The organism is Cupriavidus campinensis (assembly GCF_905397395.1).
Classification (GTDB): domain Bacteria; phylum Pseudomonadota; class Gammaproteobacteria; order Burkholderiales; family Burkholderiaceae; genus Cupriavidus; species Cupriavidus campinensis.
This window is the reverse complement of sequence record NZ_CAJPVH010000045.1, coordinates 1-17,154: the sequence shown is the minus strand read 5'-3', so window position 1 is coordinate 17,154 and position 17,154 is coordinate 1. Positions and strand designations below refer to the sequence as shown.

General features: G+C 66.0%; 16 protein-coding genes. 13 read left to right on the top strand and 3 right to left on the bottom strand.

Features of this window, described 5'->3' with window-relative positions:
• The first annotated feature begins 2 nt into the window (after positions 1–2).
• Positions 3–2,198: a penicillin-binding protein 1C gene (gene pbpC / locus KHO18_RS21055; protein ID WP_144202727.1), complete on the top strand. Its 2,196-nt coding sequence runs from the start codon at positions 3–5 to the stop codon at positions 2,196–2,198.
• On the opposite strand, the gene KHO18_RS21050 is transcribed toward pbpC, so the two are convergent.
• A complete protein-coding gene (locus KHO18_RS21050) occupies positions 2,195–3,121 on the bottom strand; it encodes a LysR family transcriptional regulator (protein ID WP_211943805.1) in 927 nt (308 codons plus the stop codon). The two genes, pbpC and KHO18_RS21050, sit on opposite strands and share 4 nt — an antisense overlap.
• A gap of 87 nt (positions 3,122–3,208) precedes the next feature.
• On the opposite strand from KHO18_RS21050, the gene KHO18_RS21045 reads away from it, so the two are divergent.
• The 7 genes from KHO18_RS21045 to KHO18_RS21015 all read left to right on the top strand — a co-directional run bounded on the left by KHO18_RS21045 (position 3,209) and on the right by KHO18_RS21015 (position 9,235).
• Positions 3,209–4,207 (top strand): aldo/keto reductase, encoded by a 999-nt coding sequence (locus KHO18_RS21045; protein WP_211943804.1) that lies wholly within the window; start codon positions 3,209–3,211, stop codon positions 4,205–4,207.
• A gap of 68 nt (positions 4,208–4,275) precedes the next feature.
• Positions 4,276–5,244 (top strand): delta(1)-pyrroline-2-carboxylate reductase family protein, encoded by a 969-nt coding sequence (locus KHO18_RS21040; RefSeq protein ID WP_211943803.1) that lies wholly within the window; start codon positions 4,276–4,278, stop codon positions 5,242–5,244.
• Between the two features lie 249 nt (positions 5,245–5,493).
• A complete protein-coding gene (locus tag KHO18_RS21035) occupies positions 5,494–6,222 on the top strand; it encodes an OmpW/AlkL family protein (protein WP_092290929.1) in 729 nt (242 codons plus the stop codon).
• A gap of 285 nt (positions 6,223–6,507) precedes the next feature.
• The gene (locus tag KHO18_RS21030; protein ID WP_211943802.1) at positions 6,508–6,720 is read left to right on the top strand and encodes a hypothetical protein; all 213 of its coding nucleotides are present in this window, start codon (positions 6,508–6,510) and stop codon (positions 6,718–6,720) included.
• Positions 6,721–6,740: 20 nt separating this feature from the next.
• Positions 6,741–7,613, top strand: a complete 873-nt coding sequence (locus KHO18_RS21025; RefSeq protein WP_211943801.1) for a hypothetical protein — start codon at positions 6,741–6,743, stop codon at positions 7,611–7,613.
• Complete coding sequence (locus KHO18_RS21020) at positions 7,522–8,658, top strand: hypothetical protein (protein WP_211943800.1); 1,137 nt, start codon at positions 7,522–7,524, stop codon at positions 8,656–8,658. Before KHO18_RS21025 ends, KHO18_RS21020 begins: the two co-directional genes overlap by 92 nt.
• Positions 8,648–9,235 (top strand): hypothetical protein, encoded by a 588-nt coding sequence (locus KHO18_RS21015; protein ID WP_211943799.1) that lies wholly within the window; start codon positions 8,648–8,650, stop codon positions 9,233–9,235. Before KHO18_RS21020 ends, KHO18_RS21015 begins: the two co-directional genes overlap by 11 nt.
• Positions 9,236–9,946: 711 nt before the next feature.
• On the opposite strand, the gene KHO18_RS21010 is transcribed toward KHO18_RS21015, so the two are convergent.
• Positions 9,947–10,639, bottom strand: coding sequence for a hypothetical protein (locus tag KHO18_RS21010; RefSeq protein WP_211943798.1), 693 nt, complete (start codon positions 10,637–10,639; stop codon positions 9,947–9,949).
• A gap of 97 nt (positions 10,640–10,736) precedes the next feature.
• The gene (locus tag KHO18_RS21005; protein WP_211943797.1) at positions 10,737–10,934 is read right to left on the bottom strand and encodes a heavy-metal-associated domain-containing protein; all 198 of its coding nucleotides are present in this window, start codon (positions 10,932–10,934) and stop codon (positions 10,737–10,739) included.
• A 170-nt stretch (positions 10,935–11,104) separates the two neighbouring features.
• Between KHO18_RS21005 and KHO18_RS21000 the strand changes: the two genes are divergently transcribed.
• The 5 genes from KHO18_RS21000 to KHO18_RS20980 form a co-directional block, all read left to right on the top strand.
• Positions 11,105–13,396, top strand: a complete 2,292-nt coding sequence (locus KHO18_RS21000; protein WP_244844963.1) for a heavy metal translocating P-type ATPase — start codon at positions 11,105–11,107, stop codon at positions 13,394–13,396.
• Complete coding sequence (gene cueR, locus KHO18_RS20995; protein WP_144202744.1) at positions 13,393–13,821, top strand: Cu(I)-responsive transcriptional regulator; 429 nt, start codon at positions 13,393–13,395, stop codon at positions 13,819–13,821. The genes KHO18_RS21000 and cueR overlap by 4 nt, the downstream gene beginning before the upstream one ends.
• Positions 13,822–13,909: 88 nt before the next feature.
• Positions 13,910–14,851 carry an alpha/beta hydrolase gene (locus tag KHO18_RS20990; protein ID WP_144202759.1) on the top strand — a complete coding sequence of 314 codons (942 nt, stop codon included), beginning with the start codon at positions 13,910–13,912 and terminating at the stop codon, positions 14,849–14,851.
• 90 nt (positions 14,852–14,941) lie between these two features.
• Positions 14,942–16,621 carry a GMC family oxidoreductase gene (locus tag KHO18_RS20985; protein WP_211943796.1) on the top strand — a complete coding sequence of 560 codons (1,680 nt, stop codon included), beginning with the start codon at positions 14,942–14,944 and terminating at the stop codon, positions 16,619–16,621.
• A 346-nt stretch (positions 16,622–16,967) separates the two neighbouring features.
• The coding region (locus KHO18_RS20980) for an ATP-binding cassette domain-containing protein (RefSeq protein ID WP_211943795.1) at positions 16,968–17,154 on the top strand (187 nt) is incomplete at its 3' end.

The window sequence follows — 17,154 nt, the reverse complement described above, 5'->3', positions numbered from 1 at the left end:
CGATGCCGCGCCGCTTGTTTGCCCTGCTCGTGCTGGCCGTAGCCACCTCCTCGGCGGCGGCGGTGCCCGCCTTCCGCGACGTGCGCGACAACTGGCGCAGCGCCGACATCGTCGTGGTGGATCGCCATGGCGATCCGGTGGCGCGCGTGCGCGACGACTTCCGCGCGCGGCGTGGCGACTGGGTGACGCTGGCCGACACCTCGCCGGCCCTGCGCACGGCCATCGTGCTGTCCGAGGACCGGCGCTTCTACGCGCACAGCGGCGTGGACTGGCAGGGCGTGGCCGCTGCCGCGTGGGCCAATATGTGGAACACGCGCACGCGCGGCGCCTCCACGCTGACCATGCAGCTGGCTGGCCTGCTCGATGAAGACCTGCGTGCCGCGCGCGGACGCAGCTTCGGCCAGAAGGTGGGGCAGGCGGTCAGCGCCGCCTCGCTCGAACATGGCTGGAGCAAGGACCAGATCCTTGAGGCGTACCTGAACCTCGTGCCGTTCCGGGGCGAGCTGGTGGGGCTTTCGGCGATGTCCCAGACGCTGTTCGGCAAGGTGCCGAGCGGCCTGAACGCGCGCGAGGCGGCGCTGGCCGTGGCACTGGTGCGCAGCCCCAACGCCGCGCCGGTGCAGGTGTCGGCGCGGGCGTGCCGCATCCTGCGCGAGATGAAGCAGCCGCGCGAATGTGACGGGCTGGACGGCTTCACGGCGCTGGCCCTGGCGAAGTCGGCCAGCGTGCCGGACGCGAGTTTCCGCGCCAACCTGGCGCCGCACCTCGCGCGCGCGGTCATCGCCCGCACGCGCGAGGCGCTGCCAGCGGGGCGGCCGGTGCCAGCGCGCATCGCCTCCACGCTCGATGCCGAGGTGCAGCGCGTGGCCGTAGACAGCCTGTCGCGCCATCTGCGGGAGCTGGCCGGGCGCAATGCCGAAGACGGCGCCGTGGTGGTCATCGACAATGCCAGCGGCGATGTGCTGGCCTATGTGGGCTCCTCGGGCGCGCTGTCGTCGGCGGCGCAGGTCGATCACGCCGGCGCGCCGCGTCAGGCCGGCTCGACGCTGAAGCCGTTCCTGTACGCGCAGGCCATCGAGGAACGGCGGCTGACCGCCGCGTCGCTGCTCGATGACCGTCCGGTCAACCTGCCCACCGGCGGCGGGCTCTATATTCCGCAGAATTACGATCATCGCTACGCCGGCTGGGTCAGCCTGCGCGCCGCGCTCGGTTCGTCACTGAACGTGCCGGCCGTGCGCACGCTGGTGATGGTCACGCCGCACCGCTTTCACCGGCGGCTGGTGGCGCTGGGCCTGCCGCTGACCGAATCGGGCGACTACTACGGCTACAGCCTCGCGCTGGGCAGCGCCGATGTGTCGCTGCTCTCGCTGACCAATGCGTATCGCAGTTTTGCGAACCAGGGCGCCTATGGCCCGGTGCGGATGACCGTGGACGGCGCACCCGTGACCCGCCAGCCCGTGATGAGCCCGGCGGCGAGCTATGTGATTGGCGATGTGCTGGCCGACCGTCACGCCCGCGCGCGGACCTTCGGCCTAGACAGCCCGCTGACCACGCGCTTCTGGACCGCCGTGAAGACCGGCACCAGCAAGGACATGCGCGACAACTGGTGCATTGGCTGGTCGCAGCGCTATACGGTGGGCGTGTGGATCGGCAATGCCAGTGGCGCGAGCATGCACGATGTGTCCGGGGTTTCCGGCGCGGCGCCGGTGTGGCATGACGTGATGGCGGCACTCCATCGCCAGACGTCCAGCCGCGCCCCCGCGATGCCGGCTGGCGTGGAGCGCGTGCCGCTGACCTTCGCCGACAACCTCGAACCGGCGCGCGAGGAAGTGTTCCTGACGGGTACCGCCATGACCCGCATCCGCGTGGGCGCGGCGTCGTCATCGAATGGCGCGCCAGCCATCGCCAGCCCTGCGGACGGCACGATCTTCGCGCTCGATCCCGACATCCCGCCCGATGCACAACGCGTCTGGTTCCATGCCGACGGGCTGACCGGGCAGACGGCGCGCGCGGTGAGCTGGCGCATCGATGGCAAACCGCTTGGCAAGGGCGGGCAGGTGGCGTGGCTGCCGTGGCCGGGCCGGCATCGCGTGGAACTGGTCGATGCGGCGGGCAAGGTCGTCGATGACATCGGCATCGAGGTGCGCGGCGCCAGCGTGCGCGAGGCCGGGCCGCAGCGCACGTCGATGCGACGCTAGGCCGTGGCCGGCAGGGCGCGCGCCTTGAGGAAATCCACGAACACGCGCAGCTTGGGCGGCATCAGTGCGCGGCTCGGGTAGTAGAGATAGAAACCCGAGAACGGCGGCGTCCAGTCTTCCAGCACCGTGACGAGCTGGCCCGCCGCCAGCGGCGCCTGGATGTGGTGCGGGAACTCGTAGATCAGGCCGAGCCCGGCCAGCGCAGCCTGGTGCAGCATGGTCTTGTCATTGGCGATCAGCGCGGCGCGGGTATCGACCGTGAACGGCCGCCCGCCGCGCGCGAACTCCCAGCGGTACACCGATCCCATCGGCCCGAAGCGGTATTGCAGGCAGGCGTGCTGATGCAGGTCGTGCGGCGTCTGCGGCGTGCCGTGGCGGGCGAGGTAATCGGGCGAGGCCGCCACGAACATCCGCAGCGGGCCGGTCACGGGAATCGCCACCATGTCCTGGTGGAGTGCCTCGCCAAGCCGCAGGCCGGCGTCGAAACCTTCGGCGATCAGGTCGACGAAGCGGTCGTCGGTGACCAGATCGACGCAGATCGACGGATAGGCGCGCATGAAGTCGGTCAGGATCGGCCGCAGCGCAATGACCACCGCCGAATGCGAACTGGTCAGCCGCAGCGTGCCGACCGGGGTGTCGCGCTGGGCGCGGGCGTCCTCGGTGGCCGCCTGGATCTCCGCGAGCGCCGGCGCCACGCGCGCCAGCAGCCCCGCGCCGGCCTCGGTCAGGCCGACATGGCGCGTGGTCCGTTGCAGCAGCCGCACGCCCAGTCGGTCTTCCAGGTGCCGAATGGTCTGGGAGACCGCCGAGGGGCTCACGGCCAGCGCGCCGGCGGCAGCCGTAAAGCTGCCAAGCCGCGCCACGCAGGCGAAGGCGGCCAGCGAGGGCAGGGAATCAGGATCGATTGTGAAGTCAGGCTTCATGATGCTTGCAGCGTAGCACGCTGTTTCCGATAGCGGGGGATGGCGATACTGGGTGCCAGTTTCCAACCCCCACACAAGGAGTCTCACATGACCGCACTGCGCAAACTGGGCCGGATTGGCCCCGACGTCTTTCCGCTGGGCCTGGGCTGCATGGGCATGAGCGATTTCTACGGCGCGCACGACGACGCCGAGTCGATCCGCACGATCCACCATGCCATCGAGCGCGGCGTGAACCTGCTCGACACGGCCGACATCTACGGCCCGCACACCAATGAGGAACTGCTGGGCCGTGGGCTGGCCGGCGGGCGGCGCGACAAAGTGGTGCTGGCCACCAAGTTCGGCATGGTGCGCGATCCGGCCAATCCGGCTGCGCGTGGCGTGAACGGGCGGCCCGAGTACGTGCGTGCCGCCTGCGATGCCAGCCTGAAGCGGCTGGGCCTCGATGTCATCGACCTTTATTACCTGCATCGCGTGGACCCGACGGTGCCGATCGAGGAGACCGTCGGCGCGATGGCCGGGCTGGTCCAGGCGGGCAAGGTGCGCTGGATCGGGCTGTCGGAGGCAGGCGTGGACACCATCGAACGTGCCCACGCGGTGCATCCGCTGACCGCGTTGCAGACCGAGTACTCGCTGTGGACGCGCGACGTGGACGAGAACGGCATTTTCGCCACGTGCGAGCGGCTTGGTATCGGCTTTGTGCCGTACAGCCCACTCGGGCGCGGCTTCCTGACCGGGGCCATCCGCACGCCGGATGATTTCGATGCGGACGACTATCGCAAGACCAATCCGCGCTTTATCGGCGAGAACTTCGCCCGGAACCTGACGCTGGTGGACAAGGTGCGGGAGCTGGCCGATGCCCGGGGCTGCACGCCGGCGCAACTGGCGCTGGCCTGGGTGCTGGCGCGCGGCGAGCATGTGGTGCCGATTCCGGGCACGCGCCGGATCGCCAATCTCGATGACAACCTCGGCGCGCTCGATGTGCAGCTTGGTGCGCAGGACCTTGCGGACATCGAGGCCGTGTTCCCGGCCGGCGCAGCGGCGGGTACGCGCTATGCGGCGGCGGTGATGGGCATGCTGTCGCGCTGATCCCGGGGGCGCGGCATGGGGGACAATGGCGGATTCCTCCGGCCTACCTGTCACCCATCCGTCGCCCGATGCCCAACGCCTTCGTCCCGCTCGACGCCGCCGCCACGGCGGCCCGCCTGCCGTATCCCGAACTGGCCCAGGCCATCGCCGCCATGCTCGCTGAACTGCGAGACGGCAGCGCGATGGCGCCGCCACGCATCGCCCTGCCCGTGGGCGACGCCATGAACGGGGCCGGGACGCTGCTGGTCATGCCCGCGCGCAACCGCGACCTGGTGATGACCAAGAACATCACCGTCCATCCCGACAATCCCCGGCGCGGCCTGCCGACCATCCTCGGCGAAGTGCTGGTCGCCAACGCGCACACGGGCGAGCGGATCGCCATGCTCGATGGTCCGACGGTTACCGGGCGGCGCACGGCGGCGGTCACGCTGCTGGCCGCGCAGTCGTTTGCGCCCGAGCCGGATGGTGAACTGCTGATCGTCGGCGCCGGCGTGCAGGCGCAGACCCACCTCGAAGCCTTCGTGGCCGGGCTGCCGGTACGGCGGGTCTGGCTGCAATCGCGCACGCGGGACAAGGCCGAGGCGCTGGCCGCCCAGGCGCTCGCCCTCGGCGTGGAGGCGAGGGTGATCGAGGATGTGGCCGAGGCGCTGCCGCACGTATCGATGGTCGTCACGGTGACGTCGAGCCGCACGGCGGTACTGCCCGACCTCGACAGTGGCTTGTGGACAGATCGACACTTTGTCGCTGGCGTCGGCGCGTTCCGCCCCGATATGTGCGAGCTGCCGCCCGTGCTTTGCCGGACCGCTTCCGCCCAGGGCCGGCTACTGGCCGACACCCTGTTCGGCATCGAGGATGAGGCGGGCGACCTGCTCCAGGCCGGCATCGACTGGGCCACGGTCCAGCCGTTCCAGACCGCCATTCTTGACGCCGACGCCCTGCGCGACCGTACCGGCAGCCCGCTGGTCTTCAAGAGCGTGGGGTACGCGCTCTGGGACCTCGCCGCCTGCGTGCTGGCCAGCCGGGGTGACGCCGGCTGACCTTCGTCCTCAGCAGAAAAACCATACTGCTCGAATGGATTATCGTTTTGTGTACATAACCGTTGCGCGAAAGCCGCGTTTTGGGGCGAATTCGACCTCGATTTGTGCAAGGTTTTTGGGTTAACCCTGCCTTTAGGGCAAATCTTCTACCTCCCGGTATCACGTTTGAAACAGCATGCCGTCCGTGAGACGGATAATGCGTGCCTGCAGTGAGTTGAGACTGAACGAGGATGAGGAGTAAGAGGAATCATGAAGAACACCTATAAGAAGATGCTCGTGGCCGCCGCCGCAATGACGCTGGCTGGCGTGGCACAGGCACAATCCGCGGGCAGCAATATCGTCAGCCTGGGCTGGTTCCGGGTGATGCCGCAGGGCCACTCGGAATTCCTGACGATCGACTCGGTCGCGGGCCGTCCCACCGGTGGTCTGCAGCGCCAGAACACGGGCGCAACGATCGACTCGGCCGACACGGTCGGCCTGGCGTTCAGCCACTTCTTCACGGACAACATCTCCACGGAATTCGTGGCCGGCATTCCGCCGGAGCACGACGTGAGCGGTGACCGTGGCTACGAAAAGTACGGCAAGCTTGGCAAGGTGCGCCAGTGGAGCCCGGCTATCGTCGCCAAGTGGCACTTCTTCGACGCCAAGACGAAATTCCGCCCGTACGTGGGCATTGGCGTGAACTACACGTGGTTCACGGGCGAAACGGTCACCAACCAGACCTTCGTGCAGAGCGAATTCGGCCCGGGCTCGACCATGACCGCCTCGGCCAAGCCGTCGTGGAACCCGGTGTTCAATGTCGGCGCCAACTACGCCGTGACCGACAACTGGTTCGTCGGCCTGTCGGTGTCCTACGTGCCGATCTCGACCACCGCCAACTTCACCACCACGCTGGCCAACGGCGCGCAGGTGCAGTCGCACACCAAGATCAAGATCGACCCGATCGTCACGTTCCTGAACGTGGGGTATCGGTTCTGACTGGTTGATCAGGCAGTACGCGGGCACCTTCGGGTGTCTGCGGTTGCGTCATGGGGCGCCCTGGTCGGCGCCACTGCTCAGACCTTTCCCACTCCCGCAGTTGCCGCAACCCTCGCGGCCGCAAACTCCGCTGCAAATTTCGGAGTTCTGCGATTGTAGTGTCCGACTCGCCGCTTCTAGTATGCCGGTTCCTATCGGCTTACTGCTCTGCGGCTCATGCTCATCAGTCCTCCGTTTCTCCCTAGCCCCATTGGCCCTAACCCGACCGACGCACGCGCGGACGTCATGGATCTCGCGGACGAGGGGGAGCAGTTCGATCCTACTTATCCCATCGGCGTCGATCGTCGCTGGCACGGCGGATGCCACATCGCGTCCCGGAGCCAGAATGAGGCCGTTCGCGCGGTTGCCGATGGTGAAGTGGTGGCCTATCGCGTCTGCCAGCATCTGGATGGACCCGACGGGGCGGGCAAAGACAGCGATCTCGGCTTCGTGCTCTAGGGCACGAGACGGAGACCGGTGTGAACCGCAGACTACGGTTCTACTCGCTGTACATGCACCTGCGCCATCTGGGGGGCTACGGCGGCAACTGCAACCCGAAGGACTTGCCGGAGTGGCTACGCATGCCGACCGGCATAGCGAGCGGCGAAGGCAAGAAGGTCTGCCGTAAAGATATTCTGGGATGGATCGGGCAGTGCAATGGGCGGATGCACCTGCACTTTGAGATATTCATGACCCGGGCGGATTTCGAGGCGTACTTCAATGAGACTCAACTGGGGCGGGCCACTCCTTCGACCCCTGCCTCGACGGATTATTGGGGCGATAGCTATTACGTGATTCCGGCTGGGCTGCCAGTCCTGGCACAGCCACCCGGCACGATTGAAAACAAGCTGAATGGCATTGAGTTTCCGCCCCTGCAGGGTACTGCAGCGACCGACCGGAAGCTCTATATCGAGGTGAAGTTCCGGGGTGGGCAGAAACTGACACGTGTATGGCGCGATGAAGCGGAGGGGCAACGCACGCTGCTGACAGTGCAACCAATTCTCGAAAAAGGCTACGAGTACGACATGTACGCGCGCGCGTGTGCTCTGTACCCGGGCTGTCCCAGCGACGGCTATGAGCTTTTGCGCTTCGGCCGCATTCTTAGCCGGCCTGAAACGTTGCCGGCCGGAAATCGGGCGACATGGTTCCGCGTGGCGTTCGATTCGGACAAGCAGGGGTACATCGATATTCACAACGCTGGCATCCAGAAACTATCCGATGCGGACTTCCCTAGCTTCATGGGCTGGGAAAAGGGAAAAGGTGAGCGAAGGCACCGGGCCTTTCACGCAGGAGGGGCTTTGCGATATCGATGCACTCAAGACGCTGATGAAAGACAGGAATCCCGGCCATAACCCGTATGTTGGAAGCTCCGCGAACAAGGCATTGCGCTACTACGTGCAGATGGGGAAGGGGGTCAGAGAAAGGCTGCGAGGGCTGGTGTGCGAGATGCCGTCGGAGTGGGATGGGTCAAACAATGAAGCGCGATACCGGAAGCTGAAGGAGCCCGGAGAGTTCTACGGAGGCGACCCGGCGGGATATGGCCGGTTCATGGCGTTCGTCGGCAAGGCCCAGTTCTGGGACAAGACTGGGTTGCCGCCCACCACCACGGAGAAGCTATGGTTCTTCCATCCGCTGGCGTTTATTCGGCATTTCAGGAAATGTGGGTGGCTCAGTGAGTCTGATTTGACGGGAATTCTGCATTCCGCACCGTCGGCAGGTCAAAGACGGGCGATAACCTTGCGACGGCAACTAGGTTCAATGGCGAACAAATACCTGATCACATCGAGACTGCGACTCGCGCATTTCCTTTCACAAGTTGGCCATGAAACTGGATGGTGGCAACATCGAGAGGAAATTGGTAACGAACGCTACTTCAGAACGATGTACGAAATCATCTCTTCTGAGGCAGCGGCGGCTGATTTTCGAAGCGGGCTGGCGCATAGGCTTGGGGTGGTTCGGCGTGATGACACGGAGCTTTCATATGCCGGCCGCCGCCCGGCAGAGATTCTTCTGAAGGCACAGGGGATGGACAATGGCGCGGCAAATAGAGCTTCAGGAGGAACAGCTGGTGATGGAGCCAAATTCAAAGGCCGCGGGTTTTTACAAATTACCGGTAGAAGAAACTACAGGGCCTACGGAAAGTATAAGGCTCGGGATTTTTTGTCTGATTCAAATCCTACGATTATTGCGCTGGATGATTCCGCCGCTTGCGACACGTCAGGCTATTTCTGGGTACGGGAAGTCGCAAATCGTGAGGCGGATAAAGGCGCAGGGCGCGAGCAGGTTCAACGCATTGGTGGCCTAGTGAATCGGGGTGCGCCACACAAAAGGCCGAAGCATCTGGAGGACAGGCTACAAAAATTTCGTGTGATATGGGGCCGTGTAAATGATCAATAAACTCGCACGCATCGTAGGGATGCTCGTGTTATTTTCGCATCCGGCTTACGCAAACACCGTTCAATGCGCAGACGCGCCACGTCTCACCGATCTAGAAATCATCGGGTGCAACCAAAGGGAAGGCGTCGGCATAGTGACCTACTGGAAGGGCCATGACGGCCCTTATGCGTCGGCGTTCGACGAACGTCATTTGTTCCTCGGTTTCTCTGGTAGCAGGGAGTCGTTGAATAGCGAGGCTGGGCTCCGCGTCGTAGGCGAGCGGCTCGTGCTGATGCGCACGACGCTGGGGGCGCCGCTGTTGGCAAGTCAAATTGCAAGCAGAAGCGTTCTGCCCACGCGCATCCATAGCGATGACTGGGCAATCTATCTTGAGGCCATTCAATACGAATCGCAACAGCAGGCTGTGGGCTACCCGATGCTTTGCGCGACAGGTGTGCTGCGCAACAAGGTAAAGGGCGCATATGTCGCGGTGGCCGAATGCTTTGCTTACGAAGAAAAAACGCGTTTTCTTGCGACACTTAGTGCGTTAGAAGCAGCCTTGACGAGAGGAAAAGCGTTGATGTTGTGGAGAGAATAGGCTTGGTGGCATATCGATGGAACATCCATGCAAGGTTGGCAGCCGCCGTGATCGTTCTAGCCTCGGCGATGAGCCCTGCCGTTACCTTGGCGCGCGCCAGCGATGCTGGTCACTATCAAGACGCTTCTTGCAGCACGTCATCTTCCTCGCCGTAGCGCTCCACATATCGTTGATACATTCACCGTGTGCAATGCCAACCTCGATCGGTGCGCCGCGACGAAGGAGGAGGGCGTTCCCTACTGGCACGATGCGGATGGGCACCTCGTGATTTCTCACTTCACCGAGACAATCTCGAAGACGAAATATCGAGGACGCACGCTACTGGAGAGCTTTCCTATCTGTGGATGGACGGCAGGGGAGCAGAATCCCAATACGGCGGACAATGCTATGTTGCTGTTGCATCCAATGGAAAATACACTGTCTCGATCAATACTTTGCTTGGTGAAAATATTGGAAAGAAGAATCGGACCAAATACCACCGCGAAGTCGTGAGGGCGAGAAACGCACTCGTCAACGCCCTCAGTTCAGCCCGTATGATGAGTGGGCCGGATGACTGTCCAAAGGCTGCGATTCGCCGCCCTTGAGACTTGGCGCCCGATCGTTACCTTCCTGAATGTGGGGTATGGGTTCTAATTGGTTTGATCCGGACTTGATGTGACAAGAAGGGCACCCTAGGGTGCCCTTTTTTCATGGTGGGTTCGCGCGATGCAGTCAGGAACTGAACCTGAACAAGAGCCGTGAACTGAGGGTGCCGTCAGGATTGAGGGTCCGCCATCTCCCCTCATGCAGGACCAGAGGGCGACGGCCAAACCGTCGGAATCTACTGAAACTTGCGCCCTGGACATCCTGTGCGGCGGCATTGACCAGGCGATATTCCAGCGGTCCACCGCGACGCCGCCTCAAGACCAGAGAGCCGTCTTCATAACGGAAAACGATGGTGCCGTCGATATTCGCGGCGGTCGGAAGCAGCAGACCTTCGGGACCGGCAAGGTCCTTGCGGTATATCCGACTCTTTTCCGCCGTGTCGGTGAATGCGAAGCTGGAGTATTTCTTGAAATACTCAGCCGGACATTTGCCGAAAACGTCGAGCGGCATGGGAGTGCGGAGCAGCGGCCGGAAACCCATGCTGTAGAGCATGCAGGTTTTGGCCTGCAGATCCGTTGTTTTCCACAGCATCAGACCGGGGCGCAGGGAAACGAAGAAGTCGTGCAGGACCTCGATCCTGTCAAACGGCGGGACATCGACGGGCTCGCCGGACAAGGTGAAGAGCTGCATGCGCACCTTCGTTGCCAGCAGATAGGCCGGGACAGGGGGCGCCACGGCGGGGCTGGGGTGCCTTGCCTGAATGATCTCGACGGCCTTCCACTTGGGCCGCAGTATCTCGCGCCGCGTCGGCCGGTCCATGACACCGACCACGGAATCTATATGACGGGTTGCGATCCGGCTATGCCCATACGCTGAAATTGCGATGATTTAGGCGCAACACAAAATGGCGCCCGATTCACTCCGCCTTCACCGGATACCCCGCCCCTTCGATCGCCTGCCGCAGCGCCTGGCGATCCGCTCCCGATTCCACCTGGACCGCCTGCGTCGGCACATCGGCCGTGACGCGGGCGGCGGGGTCTACGGACTGGACGGCCTGGGTGATGGCGCGGACGCAATGGTTGCAGGACATGCCTTCGACTTGGAACTGGATCATTTTGGAACTCCGGGATCAATGACATCCATGACGGATAGCTTGAGTGTGAACCTTCCCACCATGGGAAGCGCAAGCGCTTTTCACGGCGCGCAAAGACCTTGACCTTCCAATGATGGTAGGGTTCACAGTGCAGTCATCGCTATCGATGGCTCCCGTGGAGTTTTCCTGTCATGTCCAGTACACCCGCCCTGATCGCCGCCGAAGGGCCGCGCGACACCATCGACCTGAACATCGCCGACATGACCTGCGCGTCATGCGTGGGCCGGGTGGAGCGTGCGCTGCGCGCGGTGCCCGGCGTCGAGGATGCCCAGGTCAATCTCGCCACCGAGCGCGCTGCCGTGACGGTGCAGCGTGGCGCCGTGGATGCAGCCGCGCTGGCCGATGCCGTTTCGCGCGCCGGCTATGCGGCCACGCTGGTCCCGGCGGACGAGGCGGCGGCCCCGGCGGGGGAGGAGCGTGCCGATTTCTGGTCCGGCCCGTGGCCCGTGGCGATCTCCGCCGCGCTGTCCGTGCCGCTGGTGGCGCCGATGGTGCTCGGGTGGTTCGGCATCCACACGATGCTGCCCGGCTGGGTGCAGTGGCTGCTGGCCACGCCGGTGCAGTTCGTGTTCGGCTGGCGTTTCTACAAGGCCGGCTGGAAGGCCGTGCGCGCCGGGGCCGGCAATATGGACCTGCTGGTGGCGCTCGGCACGTCTGCGGCGTACGGGCTGTCGCTGTGGCAGATGTGGCAGACGTGGCAGATGGCGATGTCGACGGGGCACGACGCCATGCCGCACTTCTATTTCGAGAGCGCCGCCGTGGTCATCACGCTGGTGCGGCTCGGCAAGTGGCTGGAGACGCGCGCCAAGCGCCAGACCACCGCCGCCATCCGCGCGCTGGCCGCGCTGCGGCCGGACACCGCGCAGGTGCGTCGCCACGGCGTGGAAGCCACCGTGCCGCTGGCCGCCGTGCGCGTGGGCGACGAGGTCATCGTGCGTCCCGGCGAACGCATCCCGGTGGATGCCGAGGTGATCGAAGGCAGCAGCCATGTCGATGAATCGATGCTGACCGGCGAATCCGTGCCGGTGCCGAAGCGCGCCGGAGACCGCCTCACCGGCGGGGCGATCAATGCCGAAGGGCTGCTGGTGGCGCGTACCGTGGCGGTGGGCGCGGAGACCGTGCTGGCGCGCATCATCCGCATGGTGGAGCACGCGCAGGCCGCCAAGGCACCGATCCAGCGGCTGGTGGATCAGGTCAGCGCGGTGTTCGTGCCGGTGGTGCTGGCGCTGGCGGCGGCCACGCTGCTTGGCTGGGGGCTGGTGGGCGGCGACTGGACCGCCGCGATGCTCAACGCGGTGGCCGTGCTCATCATCGCCTGCCCGTGCGCGCTGGGGCTGGCCACGCCCACCGCGATCATGGCCGGCACGGGCGCCGGCGCGCGCGCGGGCATCCTGATCAAGGACGCGGAGGCGCTGGAGGTGGCGCATCGCGTGTCGGTGGTTGCCTTCGACAAGACTGGCACGCTCACCGTCGGCAAGCCCGATGTGGTGGCGCTGATCGCCGCCGATGGGGACGAAGCCGCGCTGCTGGCGCGTCTGGCGGCGCTGCAATCCGGCAGCGAGCATCCGCTGGCCCGCGCCGTGCTGGCCGCAGCCGCCGCGCGTGGTATCGCGCCCCTGCCGGCGAGCGAGGTCCGTGCGCTGCCGGGGCGCGGTATCGCCGGGGTAGTGGATGGCCAGCCGCTGCAACTGGGCAGCGACGTGTTGCGCGCAGAGCTGCACGCCGACGCCGGCCCGCTCCAGGCTGAAGCCGAGCGCCTGCGTGGCGAGGGCCGCACGGTGTCCTGGCTGATGGCGGACGGGCGCGTGGCCGGCCTCGTCGCGTTCGGCGATGCCCTGAAGCCGGGTGCCGCGCAGGCCATCGCGCGGCTCCGCGCGGCGGGCATCCGCACCGTGATGCTGACCGGCGACAACCCCGGCGCCGCCGCGCAGGTCGCCCGCGCGCTCGGTCTCGACGCGTTCCAGGCCGAGGTGCTGCCCGAGGCCAAGGCCGCGCGCGTGACCGCGCTCAAGCGCGATGGCGCCGCCGTGGTGGCGATGGTGGGCGACGGCATCAACGATGCCCCCGCGCTGGCCGCCGCCGACGTGGGCATTGCCATGTCTACCGGCACCGACGTGGCGATGCACGCCGCCGGCATCACGCTGATGCGCGGCGACCCCGCCCTGGTGGCCGATGCGCTCGCCGTGTCGCATCGCACCGTGCGCAAGATTCGGCAGAATCTGTTCTGGGCGTTTATCTACAACGTGATCGGCATTCCGCTGGCCGCCGCCGGGTTGCTGAACCCGGTGGTGGCGGGCGCCGCCATGGCGTTCTCGAGCGTAAGCGTGGTCGGCAACGCGCTGCTGCTGCGCCGCTGGCATCCGGCGGGGGCAGGGGTGGCGCGTGTGGCGGCTGGCCGATCCACTGATGAGGGTTCGCGATGAATATCGGAGAAGCGGCGGCGGCCTCTGGCGTGACGGCCAAGATGATCCGCCACTATGAATCGATCGGCCTGGTGGAGGCGCCGCCGCGTTCCGAGGGCGGCTACCGGCGCTACGACGACCGCGCGGTGCACACCTTGCGCTTCGTGCGGCGGGCCCGTAATCTGGGATTCTCGCTCGACGAGATTCGCGGGCTGCTGTCGCTCTGGCACGACCGCGCGCGGGCCAGCGCGGACGTCAAGGCGCTGACCCTGAAGCACGTGGCGGATCTCGAAGTGCGGATTGCCGAACTGGCTGCCATGCGAGACACGCTGCGTGCGCTGGCCGAATCCTGCAGTGGCGATGATCGCCCCGACTGCCCCATCCTGGCGGACATGGCGAGCGCCGCCGGCGATGATTTCAAGGATTGTGCGAGCTGTCACCGCTGACCGCGCGCCGCAAGCATTCCCACAAGAAGAAGCAGGCGTACCAATCAGGAGACAAGCGATGGACGAACCTCTCATGAGCACGGACGATATGGACGGCGTGGACGAGCGGCCCGGCACCGAAGCTGCGCAGCGCCCCGGCATCGCCCCGGCCGAGACCCGCCAGCGCATGCGCGACGGCACCGAGCTGCTGGTGCGCACCTGGCTGCCCGACCCGAACCGCTACCCCGAGCCGCTCGGCACGCTGCTGCTGGTACACGGCCTGGCCGAGCACAGCGGGCGCTACCCGCACGTGGTGGCGCTGCTGTGCGGGCTCGGCCTGCGGGTGCGCGCCTATGATCATCGCGGCCATGGCGCCAGCGGCGGTCCGCGCATGGTCGTGCCGCACGCCGACATCTATGTGGATGACCTCGCCGAGATCCACGACGCCGCCGTGCGCCAATGGAACGAATTGCCGATCGTGCTCGGCCACAGCATGGGCGGGCTGGTGGCGGCGCGGCTGGCCACGGCGCGCGTGCGGCCGATCCGCGCGCTGATCCTGTCCTCGCCGGCGCTGGCGCTGCGCATCTCCAGCGGCATGATGACCGCGCACCGGCTGCTGCTGGCGCTGGCGCCCCGGCTGCGCGTGCCGAATCCGATCGACGCGCGGCTACTGTCGCACGACCCGGAGGTGGTGCGTGCCTATCGCACCGATCCATTGGTGCAGGGCACCATCAGCGCTGGCGTGCTGGAGACGATGCTCCACGGCATTGCCCAGGCGCAGGCCGACGCGCCCCGGCTGGAGGCGCCCACGCTGATGCTGGTGGGCGGCGCGGACCGGATCGTCGATCCCGCCGGCAGCCGCACCTTTCACGACAACGCGCCCGAGGACCTGCGCGAAATGGTCTGGTTCGACAACGGCTATCACGAGATCTTCAACGAGGCCGAGCCGTTGCGCAGCGAGGTGTTCGCGGGGCTGTCCGGCTGGCTGCGGCGGCATCTGGAGGAAGCTGCCGTGGCGGGGGCGGGCGCGGCGACTCAGGCAAAGCCCTGACGCCGGCAGGGTCCGAGTCGTGCGATGATCCGTGGCATTCCGATAATAAAACCGATATGCCGGGGCGCATTGAAGGACTAGCCAGGGACTATGGAGACGTACGACTACATCATCGTGGGCGCCGGTTCAGCCGGCTGCGTGCTGGCCAACCGCTTGACGCAGGACGCCGACGTCAACGTGCTGCTGCTGGAGGCGGGCGGCAAGGACGACTATCACTGGATTCATATTCCGGTGGGCTACCTGTACTGCATCGGCAACCCGCGCACGGACTGGATGTACCGCACCGTGGCGGAGCCGGGGCTCAACGGCCGCTCGCTGGGCTACCCGCGTGGGCGCGTGCTGGGCGGCAGTTCGTCCATCAACGGCATGATCTATATGCGCGGCCAGTGCGAGGACTATGACGACTGGGCGCGCATTGCCGGGGACGACGGCTGGCGCTGGGACAACGTGCTGCCGCTGTTCCGGCGCAGCGAAGACCACTATCGCGGCGCCAACGCCTTCCACGGCGCCGGCGGCGAATGGCGGGTGGAGGCCCAGCGGCTGCGCTGGGACATCCTCGAACGATTTATCGACGCGGCCGAGCAGGCCGGCATCCCCCGTACCGACGATTTCAACCGTGGCGACAACTTCGGCGTGGGCTATTTCGAGGTCAACCAGCGGCGCGGCATTCGCTGGAACACGGCCAAGGCCTTCCTGCGGCGCGCCTCGGACCGGCCCAACCTGACCATCGTCACCGGGGCGCAGGTCAGCGCGCTGACCTTCGACGGCCCCGACGGGCGCCGCTGCACTGGCGTGCAGTTCGTCGGCGGCGGGCAGAACCGCGAGGCGCGCGTCACCGAGGAGGTGATCCTGGCCTCGGGCGCGATCAATTCGCCCCAGCTGCTGGAGCTGTCCGGCATCGGCCAGCCGGAGCGGCTGCAATCGCTCGGCATCCGCGTGCGGCAGGCGCTGCCGGGCGTGGGCGAGAACCTGCAAGATCACCTGCAACTGCGCGCGGTGATGAAGGTGGACGGCGTGCGCACGCTGAACACGCGCGTGGCGCGCTGGTGGGGCAAGGTTGGCATCGGCCTCCAGTACGCGTTCAACCAGAGCGGGCCGATGAGCATGGCGCCGTCGCAGCTCGGCGCGTTCGCGCGCAGCGACCCCAGCTACACGCGGCCGAACCTTGAATACCACGTGCAGCCGCTGTCGCTCGACAAGTTCGGCGATCCGCTCCACGCGTTTAACGCCTTCACGGCCAGCGTGTGCAACCTGCGGCCCACCTCGCGCGGCAGCGTACATATAGAAGACGCCGATTTCCGGCGCGCACCGGCCATCGCCCCCAACTACCTCTCCACCGAGGAGGACCGCAAGGTGGCCGCCGACTCGCTGCGCCTGACGCGGCGCATCGTCGCCTCCCCGGCGCTGGCGCCGTACAAGCCCCAGGAATGGCTGCCCGGCGCCGCGTTCGAGACGGACGAGCAGCTGGCCGAGGCCGCCGGCGCCATCGGCACGACCATCTTCCATCCGGTGGGCACCTGCCGCATGGGCAGCGCCGACGATCCGGACGCCGTGGTGGACAACCGCCTGCGCGTGCGCGGCATCGCCGGGCTGCGCGTGGTGGACGCGTCCGTCATGCCGCTGATCACGTCGGGCAACACCAACTCGCCGACGATCATGATCGCCGAGCGCGCCAGCGACATGATCCGCGAGGATCGCAAGCTGCGCGCCAGCGGCGGCGCTGTGGTGCAGGCGTTGGCGGACACACCTTCGGGTATTCCCGTGGCGTGATGTGCGGGGGGGCGGCAAGCTGCCGCCCCCCTGCCTCCAACCCGCCGCCACCCGCCGCCAACCCGTGTCAGCGTGGGCCAGACATGGCCAAACGTGACGATTCCTGCATGTCTTATGCTTAGTGCAAACCCCGATGTTTTGCGACGCAGCAGACGCACACAATAGTCGCCGATATACGGTGCTCCCGCCTGCACTTCAGGGCGGTTGAGCCACCCGGATATTGCGGCAGCCGCGCCGCTTCCAGACACCTATAACGCGGCAAACATGGCGACAAAGCGCCGGAGTTCGAACCATTGTCAGTGCCGGGCACAACCCGGTATCGCAGCAAGAGGGCGGGCAGGAGACTATGAATCAGGAAATCATCCTGGAAACGAAGAACCTCACGAAGGAATTCAAGGGGTTCACGGCGGTTAGCGACGTCAACCTGCAGGTGCGGCGCGGCTCGATCCACGCATTGATCGGCCCCAACGGCGCAGGCAAGACGACCTGCTTCAACCTGCTTACCAAATTCCTGGAGCCGACCACCGGCACCA

Excerpts from the sequence above, each read along its gene's own strand:
- pbpC (WP_144202727.1), top strand. The coding sequence starts at position 3 with ATGCCGCGCCGCTTGTTTGCCCTGCTCGTGCTGGCCGTAGCCACCTCC.
- KHO18_RS21050 (WP_211943805.1), bottom strand. The coding sequence starts at position 3,121 with ATGAAGCCTGACTTCACAATCGATCCTGATTCCCTGCCCTCGCTGGCC.
- KHO18_RS21045 (WP_211943804.1), top strand. The coding sequence starts at position 3,209 with ATGACCGCACTGCGCAAACTGGGCCGGATTGGCCCCGACGTCTTTCCG.
- KHO18_RS21040 (WP_211943803.1), top strand. The coding sequence starts at position 4,276 with ATGCCCAACGCCTTCGTCCCGCTCGACGCCGCCGCCACGGCGGCCCGC.
- KHO18_RS21035 (WP_092290929.1), top strand. The coding sequence starts at position 5,494 with ATGAAGAACACCTATAAGAAGATGCTCGTGGCCGCCGCCGCAATGACG.
- KHO18_RS21030 (WP_211943802.1), top strand. The coding sequence starts at position 6,508 with ATGGATCTCGCGGACGAGGGGGAGCAGTTCGATCCTACTTATCCCATC.
- KHO18_RS21015 (WP_211943799.1), top strand. The coding sequence starts at position 8,648 with ATGATCAATAAACTCGCACGCATCGTAGGGATGCTCGTGTTATTTTCG.
- KHO18_RS21010 (WP_211943798.1), bottom strand. The coding sequence starts at position 10,639 with ATGGACCGGCCGACGCGGCGCGAGATACTGCGGCCCAAGTGGAAGGCC.
- KHO18_RS21005 (WP_211943797.1), bottom strand. The coding sequence starts at position 10,934 with ATGATCCAGTTCCAAGTCGAAGGCATGTCCTGCAACCATTGCGTCCGC.
- KHO18_RS21000 (WP_244844963.1), top strand. The coding sequence starts at position 11,105 with ATGTCCAGTACACCCGCCCTGATCGCCGCCGAAGGGCCGCGCGACACC.
- cueR (WP_144202744.1), top strand. The coding sequence starts at position 13,393 with ATGAATATCGGAGAAGCGGCGGCGGCCTCTGGCGTGACGGCCAAGATG.
- KHO18_RS20990 (WP_144202759.1), top strand. The coding sequence starts at position 13,910 with ATGGACGGCGTGGACGAGCGGCCCGGCACCGAAGCTGCGCAGCGCCCC.
- KHO18_RS20985 (WP_211943796.1), top strand. The coding sequence starts at position 14,942 with ATGGAGACGTACGACTACATCATCGTGGGCGCCGGTTCAGCCGGCTGC.